At 64.4% G+C, this 16,862-nt stretch carries 12 protein-coding genes; 3 read left to right on the top strand and 9 right to left on the bottom strand.

The features are described 5' to 3' along the window. Positions 1-164: 164 nt before the first annotated feature. A complete protein-coding gene (locus tag N5J71_RS06000) occupies positions 165-491 on the bottom strand; it encodes a glycine betaine ABC transporter substrate-binding protein (protein ID WP_255311597.1) in 327 nt (108 codons plus the stop codon). Between the two features lie 563 nt (positions 492-1,054). On the opposite strand from N5J71_RS06000, the gene gbdR reads away from it, so the two are divergent. Continuing rightward, the gene (gene gbdR, locus N5J71_RS05995) at positions 1,055-2,149 is read left to right on the top strand and encodes a choline metabolism transcriptional regulator GbdR (protein ID WP_003458915.1); all 1,095 of its coding nucleotides are present in this window, start codon (positions 1,055-1,057) and stop codon (positions 2,147-2,149) included. Between the two features lie 264 nt (positions 2,150-2,413). Here gbdR and N5J71_RS05990 read toward each other — a convergent pair whose 3' ends face one another. From N5J71_RS05990 to N5J71_RS05955, 8 genes are all read right to left on the bottom strand, one after another. Further along, positions 2,414-2,665: a hypothetical protein gene (locus N5J71_RS05990; RefSeq protein WP_003458918.1), complete on the bottom strand. Its 252-nt coding sequence runs from the start codon at positions 2,663-2,665 to the stop codon at positions 2,414-2,416. A 55-nt stretch (positions 2,666-2,720) separates the two neighbouring features. Next, complete coding sequence (gene etfB, locus N5J71_RS05985; protein WP_279916516.1) at positions 2,721-3,494, bottom strand: electron transfer flavoprotein subunit beta; 774 nt, start codon at positions 3,492-3,494, stop codon at positions 2,721-2,723. Positions 3,495-3,556: 62 nt separating this feature from the next. Continuing rightward, positions 3,557-4,786 (bottom strand): electron transfer flavoprotein subunit alpha, encoded by a 1,230-nt coding sequence (gene etfA, locus N5J71_RS05980; protein ID WP_279916515.1) that lies wholly within the window; start codon positions 4,784-4,786, stop codon positions 3,557-3,559. 160 nt (positions 4,787-4,946) lie between these two features. Then, positions 4,947-6,908 carry a dimethylglycine demethylation protein DgcB gene (gene dgcB, locus N5J71_RS05975; protein WP_279916514.1) on the bottom strand — a complete coding sequence of 654 codons (1,962 nt, stop codon included), beginning with the start codon at positions 6,906-6,908 and terminating at the stop codon, positions 4,947-4,949. A 165-nt stretch (positions 6,909-7,073) separates the two neighbouring features. Further along, the gene (gene dgcA, locus N5J71_RS05970) at positions 7,074-9,134 is read right to left on the bottom strand and encodes a dimethylglycine demethylation protein DgcA (RefSeq protein ID WP_279916513.1); all 2,061 of its coding nucleotides are present in this window, start codon (positions 9,132-9,134) and stop codon (positions 7,074-7,076) included. A 105-nt stretch (positions 9,135-9,239) separates the two neighbouring features. Then, positions 9,240-9,770: a DUF5943 domain-containing protein gene (locus N5J71_RS05965; RefSeq protein ID WP_128578937.1), complete on the bottom strand. Its 531-nt coding sequence runs from the start codon at positions 9,768-9,770 to the stop codon at positions 9,240-9,242. Positions 9,771-9,938: 168 nt separating this feature from the next. Next, complete coding sequence (locus N5J71_RS05960; protein WP_003458935.1) at positions 9,939-10,916, bottom strand: dipeptidase; 978 nt, start codon at positions 10,914-10,916, stop codon at positions 9,939-9,941. Positions 10,917-11,070: 154 nt separating this feature from the next. Next, on the bottom strand, positions 11,071-11,466 hold the full coding sequence (locus N5J71_RS05955; protein WP_021487773.1) for a YkgJ family cysteine cluster protein: 396 nt from the start codon (positions 11,464-11,466) through the stop codon (positions 11,071-11,073). Between the two features lie 261 nt (positions 11,467-11,727). Here N5J71_RS05955 and N5J71_RS05950 point away from each other — a divergent pair, with 261 nt between their 5' ends. Together N5J71_RS05950 and N5J71_RS05945 are read left to right on the top strand one after the other, a co-directional pair. Next, positions 11,728-15,327: a DUF2339 domain-containing protein gene (locus N5J71_RS05950; RefSeq protein ID WP_279916512.1), complete on the top strand. Its 3,600-nt coding sequence runs from the start codon at positions 11,728-11,730 to the stop codon at positions 15,325-15,327. Continuing rightward, positions 15,324-16,667, top strand: coding sequence for a DUF3999 domain-containing protein (locus N5J71_RS05945; RefSeq protein ID WP_279916510.1), 1,344 nt, complete (start codon positions 15,324-15,326; stop codon positions 16,665-16,667). Before N5J71_RS05950 ends, N5J71_RS05945 begins: the two co-directional genes overlap by 4 nt. Positions 16,668-16,862 lie beyond the last annotated feature (195 nt).

Raw genomic sequence — 16,862 nt, 5'->3', positions numbered from 1 at the left:
AAAAATCCAAAGGCGGCGCAATGTGACCGGTCGGTCATAGCTGGCCAGGCTTGCGAGCCTGGCCGTGATTCTCGACACGACAAGGGAAAACCCTTTCGAGCCATGTGGCGGTCTCTGCTTTCTGCCATTTTTATTGATTTTTCTCGGCTATTTCGTCGAATTTATCAGGCATTTTTTGCTTGCGATACGTCGAATACCTTGCTGATGGGACCGCCTTGATAGCGAGTCACACCTTCCAGCCAGGACGCAACCATCTGCGGGTTGTCTTCGATCCACTGCTTGGCCACGCGGCGGCGATTGGTATTGCCTTCCAGCACGGCGCTCATCAAATGGTTTTCTGCGCTGATGGTGAAGGTCATATTGCGGAAAAGCCGAGCCAGGTTGGGACACTGCTCGCTCAACCCGCCGCGCGCCACTGTGTCGACCTGTGCCGCACCGTAATCGGGGCCGAAATGATCGTCACCACCGGCATGTCGAGAAAAGACCCCGATACGGACGGTTCACCGCAGCGTGATTGGATATGCATGAGTTGGTTGGAGAGCATGGCGCGCTGGCGAAAGTTGGATCATCGCGAACCTGTTGCGGATTCGTCAGGAGTTTCTTCCCCATGTGCTCCTGGCGGCTGGCACACCAGCGAGCGGTGACCTTTGCTGGTGCAGCGATTCTGGCAAAGCCGCCGCTTCGCGAGCTTTTGGTGCGACGCTTGCGGACATCGATTTCCTCAGGTGTGACCGAGTGATCGCTGTTGTTACCGTTCGTCCGTTACTGACAGCCAGAGACGCCGTAGCAGGCCGCTCAGTCTGTGCTACCGAAATGCTCAAAGCCTTGCGCAAAGGAGCTTTGAGAGCGTTTCGCAAACCCTGAAAACAGGGGCAAGGAGTCTGTCTGGCACGCCATGCATTGACGGTTCAGTTTTTATTGAACGCTTGATCAATTTAGGCATGACCTTTGCCTAGAGATGCATAGCCGCCCGGTTTTCAAACCTGGCCAGGATAAAACAGAGGCCCACTTCTAATTGGGCTCACACCGTGCTTAGCGTGAGAGGGTTCCATCCATGTCGCAGTTCAGCCAAGGGGCGCAACCCCAGAATCGTGCCGCCCAGTCCATCGGCTTCCTGCTCCTGGACAACTTCACCCTGATTTCCCTGGCTTCGGCGGTAGAGCCCCTGCGCATGGCCAACCAGCTTTCCGGCAAGGAGCTGTTTCGCTGGCATACCCTGACTCATGATGGCCTGCCGGTCTGCGCCAGTGATGGCTTGCAGATCACCCCGGACGCCGCCATGCAAAGTGCTCCGGCGTTGGATGCGGTGATCGTCTGTGGTGGCGTGGATATTCAACACAGCGTCAAGCGTGAACATGTCAGCTGGCTGCAGTTGCAGGCGCGCCAGGGCCGCCTGCTCGGTGCGGTGTGCACCGGCAGTTGGGCGCTGGCCAAGGCCGGGCTGCTCGACGGCTACGATTGCAGCGTGCATTGGGAGTGCCTGGCCTCGATGCAGGAAGCCTTCCCGCGTGCGGCCATCACCACTCGCCTGTTTTCCATCGACCGCAATCGCCACACTTCCTCTGGCGGCACCGCGCCGATGGACATGATGCTGCACCTGATCGGCCAGCAGCATGGCCGCGAACTGGCGGCCGGTATTTCCGAAATGTTCATCTACGAACGTATCCGTAACGAGCAGGATCACCAGCGTGTGCCGCTCAAGCACATGCTTGGCAGCAACCAGCCCAAGCTGCAGGAAATCGTCGCGCTGATGGAGGCCAACCTTGAGGAGCCGATCGACCTCGACGAACTGGCCTGCTTCGTCGACATCTCCCGTCGTCAACTCGAGCGCCTGTTCCAGAAGTACCTGCACTGCTCGCCGTCGCGCTACTACCTCAAGCTGCGCCTGATCCGCGCACGCCAGCTGCTCAAGCAGACCAGCATGTCGATCATCGAGGTGGCCTCGGTCTGCGGTTTCGTCTCCACCCCGCATTTCTCCAAGTGCTACCGCGAGTACTTCGGCATTCCGCCGCGCGACGAGCGTGCTGGTCAGCAGGGCAACAACCTGGTGATGTTGCTGCCGATCCCCGAGCATCAGGTCAATTCCAGCGCGGTGCTGGCGCTCAACCGTGCCCAGGGCGAGTCGACCTTCGCCAGCGTACGCATCTGAATCGAGCGGCAATGAAAACGGGGCGCCAGTGGCGCCCCGTGTGTTTTGAGTAGGGTCGTTTTTGGTGGGCTAAAGCCCACCCTACGTCTGAAGCGGATCGCCGCCCGGCTCGCCCTACGCGGTGCGTTGTAGTCAGGGTGTAGGGTGGGCTTTAGCCCACCAATTTATGCACGAACCACTCTGGCATGGCGTTGAGGCCCGAGTTGGTGAGGTCGGCCTTTAGGGTGCTGCGATGCCCTGCAGAGTAGACCGAAGACGTGTATATCAAGCCGGCTTCGGCACCAGCGCCGGCAGCAGATGGCGGCTGATGGCTTCGCGCACGTTGGGCAGCAGGGTGGCGCTGCCGCCGAGCAGTTCCTCCACCAAGTGGCGCAAGGCCACGGCGCGCTCGGCACTGAGGCCGCTGACGGCCAGCTCGCAGGCCTGCTCGGGCGTGACGCCTGGTGGAATGCTTAGGCCCAGCGCGATCAGGCGTTCACGGAAGTCTTCCTGGTCGATCAGATCGGCATGCATCATGGTCGTGGCTCCTTGTGGCGAGGCAGGCGCTGCGCAGTTGGTCTTCAACCCTCGGTCAGCGCAGAACCCCTTCTTCGATCAATAGTTTGAAGATAGCCTCTGCACCTTCCTGTGGCGAGACATCCTTGAGCACCTGGCCGCCGCCACCACTGGCTTTGGCCGTCGCCGCCTTCATCCGTTCCGCGCCGGTCTTGGCCTTGATCACCTTCAGGCGTTTCGGCCGCGGCTTGGCCGGCTGCAGACTGGCTTGTGCCAGCAGCGGATCGTCTATCACGGTGACTTCGTGGACGTCGATCTGACCACGGCGTGCCGGGCCAAAGGCACTCTGGCGGGCGACCGGAGCGGCGTTGTCGACGCTGGCCACGCAGGGCAAGCGTACTCTGAGGCGGCGCCGCTGTCCGCGTGGCAAGGCTTGCAGCACCTGGGCCACGCCATTCTCGACCTTCTCCACTTCGGCGAGGCCGACCACCATCGGCCAGCCCAGACGCTCGGCCAGCAGGAACGGCAGCATGCCGGAGCCTTCGCCGGTTTCCGCCTGGCTGCCGGTGAGTACTAGCTGCGTGCGGCTGCCTTGCAGGTAGTCGACCAGCAGCGGCAGGGCGTCGGCGCCTTCGGGTTGCTCCAGCACATCGAGCTGTTCCAGGCCCATACCCAGGTAGCCGCGCAGGGCTTCGGCCTGCGGGTCGCCGGCGTGCAGCAGTTGCAGGTTCTGGCCAGCCAGGCGCAGGCCCAGCTCCACCGCGCGGGCGTCCTGCTCGGCGCGGCGTGGGCGGGCCGAGGTCGGGTGGGCGCCGACCGAGACCAGAGCGACGATATTCAGATCAGTCATGGTGTCCCCGTAGCCCGGATGCAATCCGGGAAAGCTGATGGTGACCCCGGATTGCATCCGGGTTACGCCGCATCACGTTTTCCTTCCTGGCGCCAGGCAGCAACGTGTTCGATCAGTGCGGCAAGGATCGCCGCCGAGTCGCCGATCACCGAAAGGTCGGCGCGTTTGATCATGTCGCAGCCGGGATCCATGTTCAACGCCACCACCTTGTCGCAGGCGCCGATGCCCTGCAGGTGCTGGATGGCGCCAGAAATACCGACGGCCAGGTAGACGCGGGCGGTGACCCAGGTACCGGTGGCACCGACCTGGCGGTTGCGCGGCATAAAGCCATCGTCGACCGCGACGCGCGAGGCGCCTTCGGTTGCTCCAAGGGCGACGGCAGTCTGATGGAACAGGTCCCAGTCCCTCACGCCGTTGCCGCCGGAGAGGATGAACTCGGCTTCGGCCATGGGAATCTGCGCCGGATCCACAGCCACCGGACCGAGATCCTCGAAACGCGGCAGGCTGTGGGCGACTTTCGCATCCAGGTCCATTGGCCGTGCTTCGTGACGGGTTTCGCTGACCGGTTCGGCGCATTCGGCTGCAGCCAGAATCAAGCGAGGCAGGGCGCGCTGGATATCCTGCTGGCCGCTGCCGGCACGGCCGATGGCCTGTTCGCCGGCAACCTGCCAGACGCGCGTTGCAGGGCGCTCGCCGAGCTTGGCGGCCAGGCGACGGCCCAGTTCACCGCCACCGGTGCGGCTGTCTGGCAGCAGCCAGTGGCGTGGCGCCAGTTGGCTCTCCACGGCGCTCAGCGCCAGTACGCGGGCTTCCGGGGCATAGCCATCGAAGGTGTCACCACCGATGCGCAGCAAGCGGTCGACGCCGGCCGTGTCGAAGGCGCTTTCCTTGTCCTCGCCGAATACCACGGCAACCACGGCGCCACTGTCGCCGGCCAGCTTGCGGGCCAGGCCGAGCAAATCCTTGTCATGGCTGGACAGGCGGCCGCCGACCATGTCCGGCACCACGCAGATGTGGAAGGCCGGTTGCTCGATGACATGCAGCGGCAGTTGCAGCTCGACGCTGGCGCTGCTGCGTTTGCCGGCAGTGCCTTGCTGGGCACCGCTGCGGTCGATGCGCTTGAGCCCGGCCGGGCCGATGAAACCGGCAGCGATGGCGTGCGGGTTCTTGCGGATGATGCCGTTGGGGCCCATCCAGCTGGTTTCGGCCTTCTGCATCGACGCATGCAATGGGTGCAGGCGATTGCGGGCGATCCACTCGGCGCGTGGGTCGCGGCGGATGATGTCGCTCATGCTGCGATCTCCTGGTCAGGCACGAACGGTTCCCTCGCCCCCTTGGGGGAGAGGGTTAGGGAGAGGGGGAAGCTGGCGACGTCGGCGTGGCCGGACATACCCTCTCCCCCGACCCCTCTCCCGCAAGCGGGGGAGGGGAGACAAGCGGTTTGCGGCTTCATCACTGCACCTCCGCCGCTTCGCGCTTGGTGGTCGGGCGCTTGGCCGGTACCTCGGTGGCTTCGATCAGCACTTCTGCCACCAGCTCGGCGATGTCCTTGATTTCCGGACGCGGCGCGACCACGCCTTCGAGCATCGCCGTGCATTGTGGGCAGCCGACGGCCACCAGCTCGGCGCCGGTTGACTGGATGTCGACCATGCGCATGTCGGGGATACGTTGCTTGCCGGGGATGTCGGTGATCGGGGCGCCGCCACCGCCGCCGCAGCAGCGCGAGCGGAAGCCCGAACGTTCCATCTCCTTGACCTCGATGCCGATGGCCTTGAGCACGGCGCGGGGCGCTTCGTACTCGCCGTTGTAGCGACCGAGGTAGCAGGGGTCGTGATAGGTGACGCTGGCGGCCTTGCTCTGGCCGAGATTCAGCGAGCCCTTGCGCACCAGCTCTTCGATAAAGGTGCTGTGGTGCAGCACCTGATAGTTGCCGCCGAGTGCGCCGTACTCGTTCTTCAGCACGTGGAAGCTGTGCGGGTCGCAGCTGACGATGCGCTTGAAGCGGTACTTGGCCAGGGTGGCGATGTTGCGCTTGGCCAGGTTCTGGAAAGTCGCTTCGTCACCCAGGCGGCGCGCCACGTCGCCGCTGTCCCGCTCTTCCAGGCCGAGCACGGCGAAGTCGACGTCGGCAGCCTTGAGGATCTTCACAAAAGCCCTCAGCGTTCTCTGATTGCGCATATCGAAGGCGCCGTCGCCGACCCAGAACAGTACGTCGGTTTCTTGCTTGTCGGCGAGCAGCGGCAGGTTCAGGTCGGCCGCCCAGTTCAGGCGACCGCCAGGGTTGAAACCGCCGGGGTTGTCGGTGGCGATCAGGTTGTCCAGCACCTCGGCGCCCTTGTTGGGGGTTGCACCCTTCTCAAGCGTGAGGTGACGGCGCATGTCGACGATGGCGTCGACGTGCTCGATCATCATCGGGCATTCCTCGACGCAGGCGCGGCAGGTGGTGCATGACCACAGCGTCTCGGCATCCACCAGGGCTTTGCCTTGCAGCGACACGATCGGCTGATGCGGGCCACCGCTGTGTTCGCCCAGCGGCTTGCCGGGGTAGGGGCTGCCAGCGAACTTGGCGTCATTGCCACCGGCCAGGCCGATGACCATGTCCTGGATCAGCTTCTTCGGGTTCAGCGGCTGGCCGGCGGCGAAGGCCGGGCACATGGCCTCGCACTTGCCGCACTGCACGCAGGCGTCGAAGCCGAGCAGCTGGTTCCAGGTGAAGTCGGTGGGCTTTTCCACGCCTAGCGGCGCTTTCGGGTTGTCGAGGTCGAGGGCTTTCAGGCCGGTGGAGCGACCGCCACCGAAGCGCTCGGCACGGCGGTGCCAGGCCAGGTGCAGGGCGCCAGCGAAGGCGTGCTTCATCGGCCCGCCCCAGGTCATGCCGAAGAACAGCTCGGACACACCCCAAGCCACGCCAACGGCGAGGATCGCCGCCAGCACCCAGCCGCCGAAGTCGGCGGGCAGGATGCCGGCCACCGGCAGCGTGGCGATGAAGAAGCTCGCTGCGAACATCAGCAGGCTTTTCGGCAGGCGCATCCACGGGCCTTTCGACAGGCGCGAGGGCGGATTCAGGCGGCGCTTGGCGACGAACAGGGCGCCGACGAACATCAGCACCGTGGCCGCCAGCAGGGCGAAGCCAAGGATACGGTTGTGCAGGGCGAAACCGTGCACAACGATGGCCAGCACTGCCGCCAGCACGAAGCCACCGGCGGTGGCCACGTGGGTCTTGGACATGTACTTGTCGCGCTCGACCACGTGGTGCAGATCCACCAGGTAGCGACGCGGCATCTTCAGCAGGCCGCCGATCCAGTCGACCTTGGCTGGTCGGCCACGACGCCACATGAAGAAACGCTTGGCCGCCCCGATGACCGCGAGGGCCAGGGCGGCGAAGAGCAGGAGGGGGAGGATGGTGTTCAACATTTCGTGGTCTCCTTCGCGGGACCGGAAAACAACACGGTTCAGTCCCCTCGCCCCTGCGGGGAGAGGGTTAGGGAGAGGGGGAGCAGGGACCGAAAGTCACCGCCCAACGGACCCTCTCCCCCCGCCCTCTCCCGCAAGCGGGAGAGGGGGCCGTTCGCGTCGTGGCTAAAAATCCTTGCACAGCCGCAAGGCGTCATAGATCGCCGCGTGGGTGTTGCGCTGGGCCACGCAGTCGCCGATGCGGAACAGCAGGTAACCATCGCCCGGCTCGCTCAGACACGGCTGCGGCTTGATCGCGAACAGTGCGTCGACGTCGATCTGACCTTTGTTGCGCGAGCCCTGCTTGAGTGCGTAGTACAGCGATTCGTCCGGACGCACGCCGTTCTCCACCACCACCTGGTCGACCACGCGCTCTTCCTTGGCACCGGTGTATTCGTTCTCCAGCACGGCGACCAGCTTGTCGCCTTCGCGGTAGACCTTCTCCAGCATCAGGTCGCCGGTCATGATCACTTCTTTCGGATACAGGCTGCGGTAGTAGGTCGGGAAGCTGGTCCCGCCAATGGCCACGCCCGGCTTGATGTCGTCAGTGACGATCTCCACCTGAGCGCCCTTGTCGGCCAGGTAGTCGGCCACGGACATGCCGGTGAACTCGCAGATGGTGTCGTACACCAGCACGTTCTTGCCCGGTGCAATCTTGCCCGAGAGCACGTCCCAGCTGCTCACCACCAGACCTTCTGCAGCGCCCCAGTGGTCGTTCTGCTCGAGGAAGGGATGGCCGCCGTTGGCCAGGACGACGATGTCCGGACGCAGGTCGAGGATGCTCGCCTCGTCGGCGCCAGTGCCCAGGCGCAGGTCGATGCCCAGACGCGCCAGCTCCAGCTGGTACCAGCGGGTGATACCGGCGATCTGGTCACGCTGCGGTGCGCGGGCGGCGATGGTGATCTGCCCGCCAAGCTGGTCCTGCTTCTCGAACAGGGTCACGTCGTGGCCGCGCTCGGCGGCAACGCGTGCAGCTTCCATACCGGCCGGGCCACCGCCGACGATCACCACCTTGCGCTTGGCACCGGTGGTCTTCTCGATGATGTGTGGCACGCCCATGTATTCACGGGAGGTGGCAGCGTTCTGGATGCACAGTACGTCCAGGCCTTGGTACTGGCGGTCGATGCAGTAGTTGGCACCGACGCACTGCTTGATCTGGTCGATCTGACCCATCTTGATCTTGGCGATCAGGTGCGGGTCGGCGATGTGCGCGCGGGTCATGCCGACCATGTCCACGTAGCCGCCTTCGAGGATGCGCGTGGCCTGGTTCGGGTCCTTGATGTTCTGTGCGTGCAGCACCGGCACCTTGACCACTTCCTTGATCCCGGCTGCCAGGTGCAGGAAGGGCTCCGGCGGGAAGCTCATGTTCGGAATGACGTTGGCGAGGGTGTTGTGGGTGTCGCAGCCCGAGCCGACGACGCCGATGAAGTCGAGCATGCCGGTGGCGTCGTAGTAGGCGGCGATCTGCTTCATGTCTTCATGGGACAGGCCGTCCGGGTGGAACTCGTCGCCGCAGATGCGCATGCCCACGCAGAAGTCGTCGCCGACTTCCTTGCGTACGGCCTTGAGCACTTCCAGGCCGAACTTCATGCGACCCTCGAAGGTGCCGCCCCATTCGTCGGTACGCTTGTTCACGCGCGGCGACCAGAACTGGTCGATCAGGTGTTGGTGCACGGCGGACAGCTCGACGCCATCCAGACCGCCTTCCTTGGCACGGCGTGCGGCCTGCGCGTAGTTGCCGATCACCCGCCAGATCTCCTCGACCTCGATGGTCTTGCAGGTGGCGCGGTGCACAGGTTCGCGGATGCCGGACGGCGACATCAGGGTCGGCCAGTGGAAACCGTCCCAGCGCGAGCGACGACCCATGTGGGTAATCTGGATCATGATCTTGGCGCCGTGCTTGTGCATGGCGTCGGCCAGATTCTGGAAGTGCGGAATGATGCGGTCGGTGGACAGGTTGACCGAGCTCCACCACTGCTGCGGGCTGTCGATGGCCACCACCGAGGAGCCGCCGCAGATGGCCAGGCCGATACCGCCCTTGGCCTTCTCTTCGTAGTACTTGACGTAGCGCTCGGTGGTCATGCCGCCGTCGGTGGCGTAAACCTCGGCGTGCGCGGTGCTGAGCACACGGTTGCGGATGGTCAGCTTGCCGATCTGGATCGGCTGGAACATTGCTTCGAAGGCCATTACGGCATCCTCACGGTAAGCGCTCTAGCGGTTCCGCTGGAGGTGCTGGCGTCGCGGCTAAAACGGATCGCCGCCCGGCCCTCCCACGGGTTTCTTATGGGTGGTTCAGAGTGGCCGGGTGACGAACAGGCCGTCGTCGTGGCCGTCCTCGGCGCCGCTGTATTCCTGCACGGTGACGGTGCGGATCGGGCTGCCCTTGGCGGCCAGAATCTGGTCGATGGCGCCGGAGAACCAGCCGGTGAACATGTAGTCGACCTTGCGGTTCACCTTGCCGTACACGTAGACGAAGGCCGAATGCTTGAGCTTGACCTCGGCGTGACCGCTTTCCAGGTCGAGCTTCTGCGTTTCGAACAGCCCCCAGCCGCGCTGCGACAGGCGCTTCATGTAGTGCTCGAACACCGCGGCGCCCTCGAGGCCGTGGCACTCGGCTTCCTTCTCGCACCAGTGCCAGGCGGACTTGTAGCCGGCCTTGTAGAGGATCTCGGCGTACTTCTCGGCGCCGAGCACTTCCTCGATGCCCATGTGGTTGTTGACGAAGAAATGGCGCGGCACATACAGCATCGGCAGGGCGTCGGTGGTCCAGACGCCGGTTTCGTCGTCGACTTCGATGGGCATTTCGGGGGCGTGGGTGGTCATGTGTTCTAGCTCCAGAATTCGTTGGTTTTTGCCCTCTCCCCAACCCTCTCCCGCAAGCGGGAGAGGGGGCTGTCCGTGCATGCACAGCTTCAAGTGCATGCCGGCCGCTTTGCTCCCCTCTCCCATTTATGGGAGAGGGGTCGGGGGAGAGGGCGTGGTTGGAAAGGCTTACTCGCCCCAGACGTCTTTCAGTACCCTTACCCAGTTCTCGCCCATGACCTTGCGTACCACGCGCTCGGGCATGCCGCGCTTGAGCAGGGTCTCGGTGAGGTTGGGGAACTCGCCGACGGTGCGGATGCCCAGCGGGTTGACGATCTTGCCGAAGTTGGTCAGGCGCCGGGCGTAGCCCTTGTCGTGGGTCAGGTACTCGAAGAAGTCCTGGCCGTGGCCCTGGGTGAAGTCGGTGCCGATGCCGATGGCGTCTTCGCCGACCAGGTTCATCACGTATTCGATGGCCTCGGCGTAGTCATCGATGGTCGAGTCGATGCCCTTGGCCAGGAACGGCGCGAACATGGTCACGCCAACGAAGCCGCCGTGGTCGGCGATGAACTTCAGCTCTTCATCGGACTTGTTGCGCGGGTGTTCTTTCAGGCCGGACGGCAGGCAGTGGGAATAGCACACCGGCTTCTTCGATTCGAGGATGACTTCCTCGCTGGTCTTGGAGCCGACGTGGGACAGGTCGCACATGATGCCAACGCGGTTCATCTCGGCGACGATCTCGCGGCCGAAGCCGGAAAGCCCGCCGTCGCGCTCGTAGCAGCCGGTGCCGACCAGGTTCTGGGTGTTGTAGCACATCTGCACGATGCCCACGCCGAGCTGCTTGAACACTTCGACGTAGCCGATCTGATCCTCGAACGCGTGGGCATTCTGGAAGCCGTAGAGAATGCCGGTCTTGCCTTGTTCCTTGGCCTTGCGGATGTCGGTGGTGGTGCGCACCGGGATGACCAGGTCGCTGTTCTCGCGGATCAGGTTATTGCTGGCGACGATGTTGTTCACCGTGGCCTGGAACCCTTCCCACACCGACACGGTGCAGTTGGCCGCGGTCAGGCCGCCCTTGCGCATGTCTTCGAACAGTTCGCGGTTCCACTTGGCGATGATCAGACCGTCGATGACGATGCTGTCGGCGTGCAATTCGGCTGGGCTCATCAGGCTTGTCCCCTAAACAGATGCGCCGAGTCGGTTGTCGGCGCTTTGGGGAGAGCTTATCCCTGGGGGGCAGGGCGACCCGGTGCAAAAACGACTGGGGGTTTGCCGAAAGCGTCAAATGGAGGTCGTGAACGGATACGTCACGAGCCGGGGGTCATTTCGGTTTGTACGCGCAATACCCCGGTCGTGGACCGACCTTGGGGTGATGACGACAGGTGTCCGGGCGCTTGTCGTAGACGGTGCACAGCCGCGTCTTGCGATCGAGGAACAGGCAGTCGTTATTGGACATGCGGATCAGGGTGAAGATGCCGGACTTCTGGTTGAAGCGCTCGACGATGCCGTCCTTCTGCAGGCGCTTGGCGATGTTCTTCGGTGGCTCGCTGCGCTCGAACTCGTCCACCAGCTCCAGGCGGATCAGATCGTTCAGGCGCACCTCAACCGGCATGGTGCAGCAGGTGGACATGCAGCTATGGCACATGTCTGCCGTGTATTTGGCCCAGGTTTCCAGGCGGTCGATTTCTGCAGCGGCTATCAGGCGGGGCTTTATCATGATGCTCGGGTAGGCCTGTCTTGTGTGGCGGACTGTTCGCTGCGCTCCCAAGTCCGCCATACGGTCACGGGGCGGCGATGATAGCGGGCGCGCCGCATTTGTGAAGCACCGGCTGGCGGCTGATCGCTTTGCGTTGTGCCTGTGAACGGCTTGGCAGTCGTCTCTCTGGGGGTGGGTCGGCGCGGCTCCTATACTGTGGCTCGTCTCGGGCGGCCAGCAGGAACGTGAGGCGACTTCTTTCTCAGGATTGGGACATAACGCATGCAATGGATTTTCATGCTGGTCGGTTTGGTGCTCGGCGTGGGCGTCAGCGAATCGGTCACGGGTGCGCTTCTTGGCGGTCTGATCGGCCTCAGCCTGGGCCAGGCGCTGCGTCTGCAAGGGCTGGAGACGCGTAATGCGCAACTGGCTGCGCAGCTCAAGGACTTCGCCGAGCGCTTCGAACGCGGAACTCGTGCCATCCACGAGCGCCTGGTCAAGGTCGAGCAGGGCGAGCGAAGCGAACCTGAGTCGGTTCCCGCGTCTGCTGACCCTGTCGCCAGTTCCGCGCCCGAGGCCCAGCCCGAGCCGGTCGTTGCTGAAGAGCCCGAGCTGGACTGGACACTTGATCCGCTGCCTGAGATCGAAACATCGCAGCCTGTCGCAGAACCTGCGTCACTGGCTGCTCAGGTTGCTTACCAGCCGCAATCGGCAGCGCAACAAAGCCCCTGGCGCGAGCAAGCGCCACGAGAACCGAACCTGATCGAGCGTGGCATCGCCGCGGCCAAGGCTTGGCTGTTCGGCGGCAACACCGTGCTGCGAGTCGGCGTGGTACTGCTGTTTCTCGGCCTGGCCTTCCTCCTGCGCTACGCCACCGAAGGTGTCGAGGTACCGGTAGAGTTGCGTTACATGGGTGTTGCGGCCAGCGCCCTGGCGTTGCTTGGCCTGGGCTGGTGGTTGCGCCGACGCAATCGCAACTACGCCCTGGTGCTGCAAGGCACCGGCATCGCCGTGCTGTACCTGACGGTGTTCGCCGCCATGCGCCTGCATCCATTGCTCGACCCCGGCATGGCCCTCGGCCTGCTGGTGGCAGTGACGCTGTTCTCGGCAATTCTCGCCGTGCAGCAGAATGCCCTCGGCCTGGCCGCTGCAGCGGCGCTGGGTGGCTTCGCCGCGCCGATTCTCACGTCCACCGGCAGCGGCAATCATGTTGCGCTGTTCTCCTATTTCGCTCTGCTCAACGCCGGCATCTTTGCCATCGCCTGGTTCAAGGCTTGGCGTCTGCTCAACCTGATCGGCTTCGTCGGCACCTTCGGTATCGGTTTCGCCTGGGGCCTGCGTTCCTACACGCCCGACCTGTTGTGGAGCACCGAACCGTTCCTGCTGCTGTTCTTCCTGATGTACGTGGCCATCGGTTTGCTGTTCGCCCGCTGCACCCTGCGTGACGCGGCGGATGCGCCCGAGGCACGTGATGAATTGCTGCGCTGGTCGCTACGGCGTGGCGATTACGTCGATGCCACCACGCTGTTTGGTCCGCCGCTGGTGGGGTTCGGCCTGCAGGTGGCGCTGGTGCGGCATATCGAGTTCGCCGCTGCCTTCAGCGCGCTCGGCATGGGGCTGTTCTATTTACTGTTGGCGCGCGTGCTCAAGGCGCGTGCCGGCGAACGCGCGTTGCTGCTGGTGGAAACCTGCCTGGCGCTCGGCGTGGTATTCGCCAGCCTGGCCATACCGCTTGGCCTGGATGCGCGCTGGACGGCGGCCGCCTGGGCCGTGGAAGGCGCCGGCATCTTCTGGTTGGGGCTGCGGCAGGGGCGACCGCTGGCGCGTGCCTTCGCCCTGTTGCTGCAGGTGGGCGCGGCGCTGGCCTTCGTCAGTGGGCTGGATTTCGGCTACGACAGCCTGCTCGACGGCTCGCCGCTGGGTGCGCTTATGCTCGGTGCGGCGCTGCTGTTCAGCTATTGGCAGTCGCGCTCGATGCCTGGCGCGGCCAACGCCTGGGAACTCCGACTGCTGCCCTGGTTGGGCCTGGCCGGGCTGGCGTTTCTCTACCTGATCGCACCGCTGCTGTTCGAGGCCCCCGGTACCGCCATCGCCTGGGCGCTGGCCGGCCTGGCGACGCTGTTCGTCGGCCTGCGCATCGCCGCGCCGAGCTTCGTCTACAGCGCATTCACCGTGCAGTTGCTCGGCGGGCTGCTGTTCCTCGGGCAGATGGCGCTGGATTCGCTGGTTGGCCGCAGCGGCTTGAGCGCTGGTTGGTTTGGCTTGCTGGCGGCGTCGATGGTCGGTCTGGGGCTGATCGCCGGCATGCTGCTGGCCGCGCGTGATCCGCAGATTCGAGAGAATCGCCGCCTACTCGGCGCCCTGTCGCTGGTGATGCTGGTGGGCCTGGTATTTATCAACCTGGCGGTGCTGTTCGTCCTGCCCTGGGTGGCGGCTGCCGCTGTGTGGGGCGGCACGGGCCTGCTGATTCTGTGGCTGGCGCTGTATCTGCAGCAGCGCGCGGCGTTCCTGTTCAGCTTGGCGCTGCAGGTCTTCGCTGGCCTGGCCTTCCTTGCCGCTGGGCCGTTGCTGCTGTCGGGTATCAGTGGCGAGGGCTTGTCGCCGCTGGCGCACACCGGCTTCTGGACGCCCGCTGTGCTCGGCCTGGCCGCGCAGATTGGCGCCTGGCGCCTGCAGGGGCTGGCGCGTAGCGGCCGTAATACGGGCATCGATGGCCTCAGTCTGCAGCGCCTGGGCCAGCTGTTGCTGGCCTGGGGGGCGGCCTGGTGGGCCCTGGCTTTGGCCAGTGAGGTGCTGCGCTTCGTGAGCGACGACATGCAGGCCAGCATGTTGCTGGTACTGGCTGCGCTGTCGGCGCTGCTCTGGATGCTGCTGGCGTTACGCACCCGCTGGCGCGAGTTGGCGGTGCTATGCAGCCTGCTGGCACCGGTGGCAGGCCTGATTCTGGCCTATGCCTGGCATCCGCTGTATCACCCAGCGGCGAACTATGGCTGGCTGGGTTGGATCGCTGTGCTCGCCGCGCATCTGTTGATGCTGAGGCGTTTGAGCGCGCTGCTACCGAACACCGCCGCCAGCGTCGCTCATGTACTCGGTTGCTGGTTGTTGCTTGGCGTGCTGGCGTTGGAGCTGCGTTATCTGCTGCTGAGTCTGTCCGAGCACTACAACGCCTGGCGCTGGTTGGGCTGGGCGTTGATACCTACTGCCTATCTGTGGGCCATGGCCCAGTCGCGTCGCCTGCCCTGGCCGGTGGCCAGTTTCGACCGTGAGTACCGGCTTTGGGCGGCGGCGCTGCTGGCAGCATTGATGCTCGCCTGGTTCTGGCTGGCCAATGCCAATAGCGCCGGTGATAGCGATCCGCTGCCTTATCTGCCGCTGTTCAATCCACTGGAGTTGGGTTTGCTGCTGTGTCTGGGCGCGCTGTTTGTCTGGGCACGTGATGCGCTGCCGCGTTTCGGCCTGGCACCGGTGCGAGTGCTGCCGGTGGTGCAGGGCGTCGCAGGTGTTTCGCTGTTTGCCCTGCTGACGGTGACGGTGATGCGTACCGCGCACCACTGGGGTGGTGTGCCCTGGCAGACGTCAGCGTTGTTCGATTCGATGCTGGTGCAGGCCGGGCTGTCCATCGTCTGGACCCTGATCGCCCTGGCGCTGATGCTCTTTGGGCATCTACGCGTACGCCGCGAGCTGTGGCTGTTAGGTGCTGCGCTGATCGCCCTGGTGGTAGCCAAGTTGTTCTTCGTCGAGCTGGGCAACCGTGGTGGCCTGGAGCGCATCGTCTCGTTCATCGGGGTCGGTGTGCTGTTGCTGGTGGTGGGCTATTTCGCCCCGCTGCCGCCGCGCAAGGCCGAAGAGTCGGCTGCTAACGAACAGGAGTCTGCCGTATGAGCTTCATCCGTTGGGGCCTGCTCCTGAGTTTGTCGTTGAGTGCGCTCAGTCAGGCCAGTGAGAAACCTCAGGACTATCGATATGGCGCAGCGCTGCAACTCGCTGGTGAGGGACCCTGGTATCGCCTGGAGCTGCCCTTCGCTGCTCACCTCGCCGCCGGCCATGGCGACTTGCGCGATCTGCGCGTATTCGACAGCAACGGCCAGATGCAGGCCTACGCGTTGATTCCGGGGCGTAGCGAGACCGTGCAGCAGGAACAGGAGCATGGCGTACGCTGGTTTCCGTTGCGAAGCCGCGCCGATGCTCAGGAAATACCCGCGCTGCGCGTCGAGCGCAGCACCACGGGCACGCTGATCGAACTTCGCGGCGATGCACCGGCCAAAAGCGAGCAGCAACTGCGCGGCTGGTTGCTCGATGCCAGCGCCATCGATGCGCCGCTGGTGCGTCTGAATCTGGACTGGAGCGGGGCAGAGGAAGGATTTCAGCGTTTCAGCATCGAGGCCAGTGACGATCTGCAGCACTGGCGTAGTTGGGGAGACGGGCAGGTGGCGCGTCTGAGCTTCGCCGATGAGCGTATCGAGCAGCGTCAGGTCGAACTGCCTGGGCAGCGTGCCCGTTATCTGCGTCTGCTGTGGCGCAATCCTGCCCAGGCCCCGCAACTGCAGGCCGTTACCCTGCGCAGTCAACGGCAGGCTCATCAGGCTGCGCCGCTGGTATGGTCCGAGCCCATGTCGGCGCAGACCAGCGCTGAGGGGCTGTACCAGTGGCAGTTACCGCTGGCCCTGCCTCTGGAACGGCTGCGTATCGCGCTGGAGCAGAGCAATACCCTGGCGCCACTGCGTATCGAGGCGCGTAGCAGCGATCAGGGCACCTGGCGTCCGCTGGTCAGCGGGGTGCTCTATCGCTTGCCCGAATCCGGGCGCGAAGTTGTCAACGATGCATTGGCCCTGCCCGGTTGGCCGCTGCAACAACTGCGTGTGCAGGTGGATGCCCGGGGCGGCGGCTTGGGTGTGGATACGCCACGCTTGCAGGTCGCGCTGCGTGCCACGCAACTGGTGTTTCTCGCCCGTGGCGAGCCGCCTTATCGGCTGGCGTTGGGTAGCTCGAGCGCGCAGTCGGCAGCCTTGCCACTGCACACCCTGATCCCCGGTTATCAGGCGGAGCGACTTGTCAGTCTTGGCCGTGCCGAGTTGACCGAGGCGTTTGCCTCTGCGCTCGAGCCACAAGCCGGCTCCGGCCAGGACTGGCAGCGCTGGGGACTCTGGGTTGTACTGTTAGTGGGCGTTGTGTTGCTGGCCGCGATGGCCGCCAGTGTGCTGCGCCGCCCGCCGGACGTCTGAGAGGTATGGACCAATAAAGCCCAGCTGCGGCAGGGCTTTTGCCGTATCTAGGCACCCCGCGCCACTCCAGCATTGAAGGTCAGGAAGGCCCTTGTGTATTTCGATTCGCGTCATCGTCCAGTCGTCTTGTGTCGCGTGTGTACGTGATTCAAGTGCTGCCTCGCCGGGAATACGGCGGCGTCGCTGATGCAGGCC

The organism is Ectopseudomonas oleovorans (genome assembly GCF_029845265.1).
GTDB classification, from domain to species: Bacteria; Pseudomonadota; Gammaproteobacteria; order Pseudomonadales; family Pseudomonadaceae; genus Aquipseudomonas; species Aquipseudomonas oleovorans.
The sequence above is the reverse complement of the archived record's forward strand: the minus strand, read 5'-3'. Positions and strand labels throughout refer to the sequence as shown.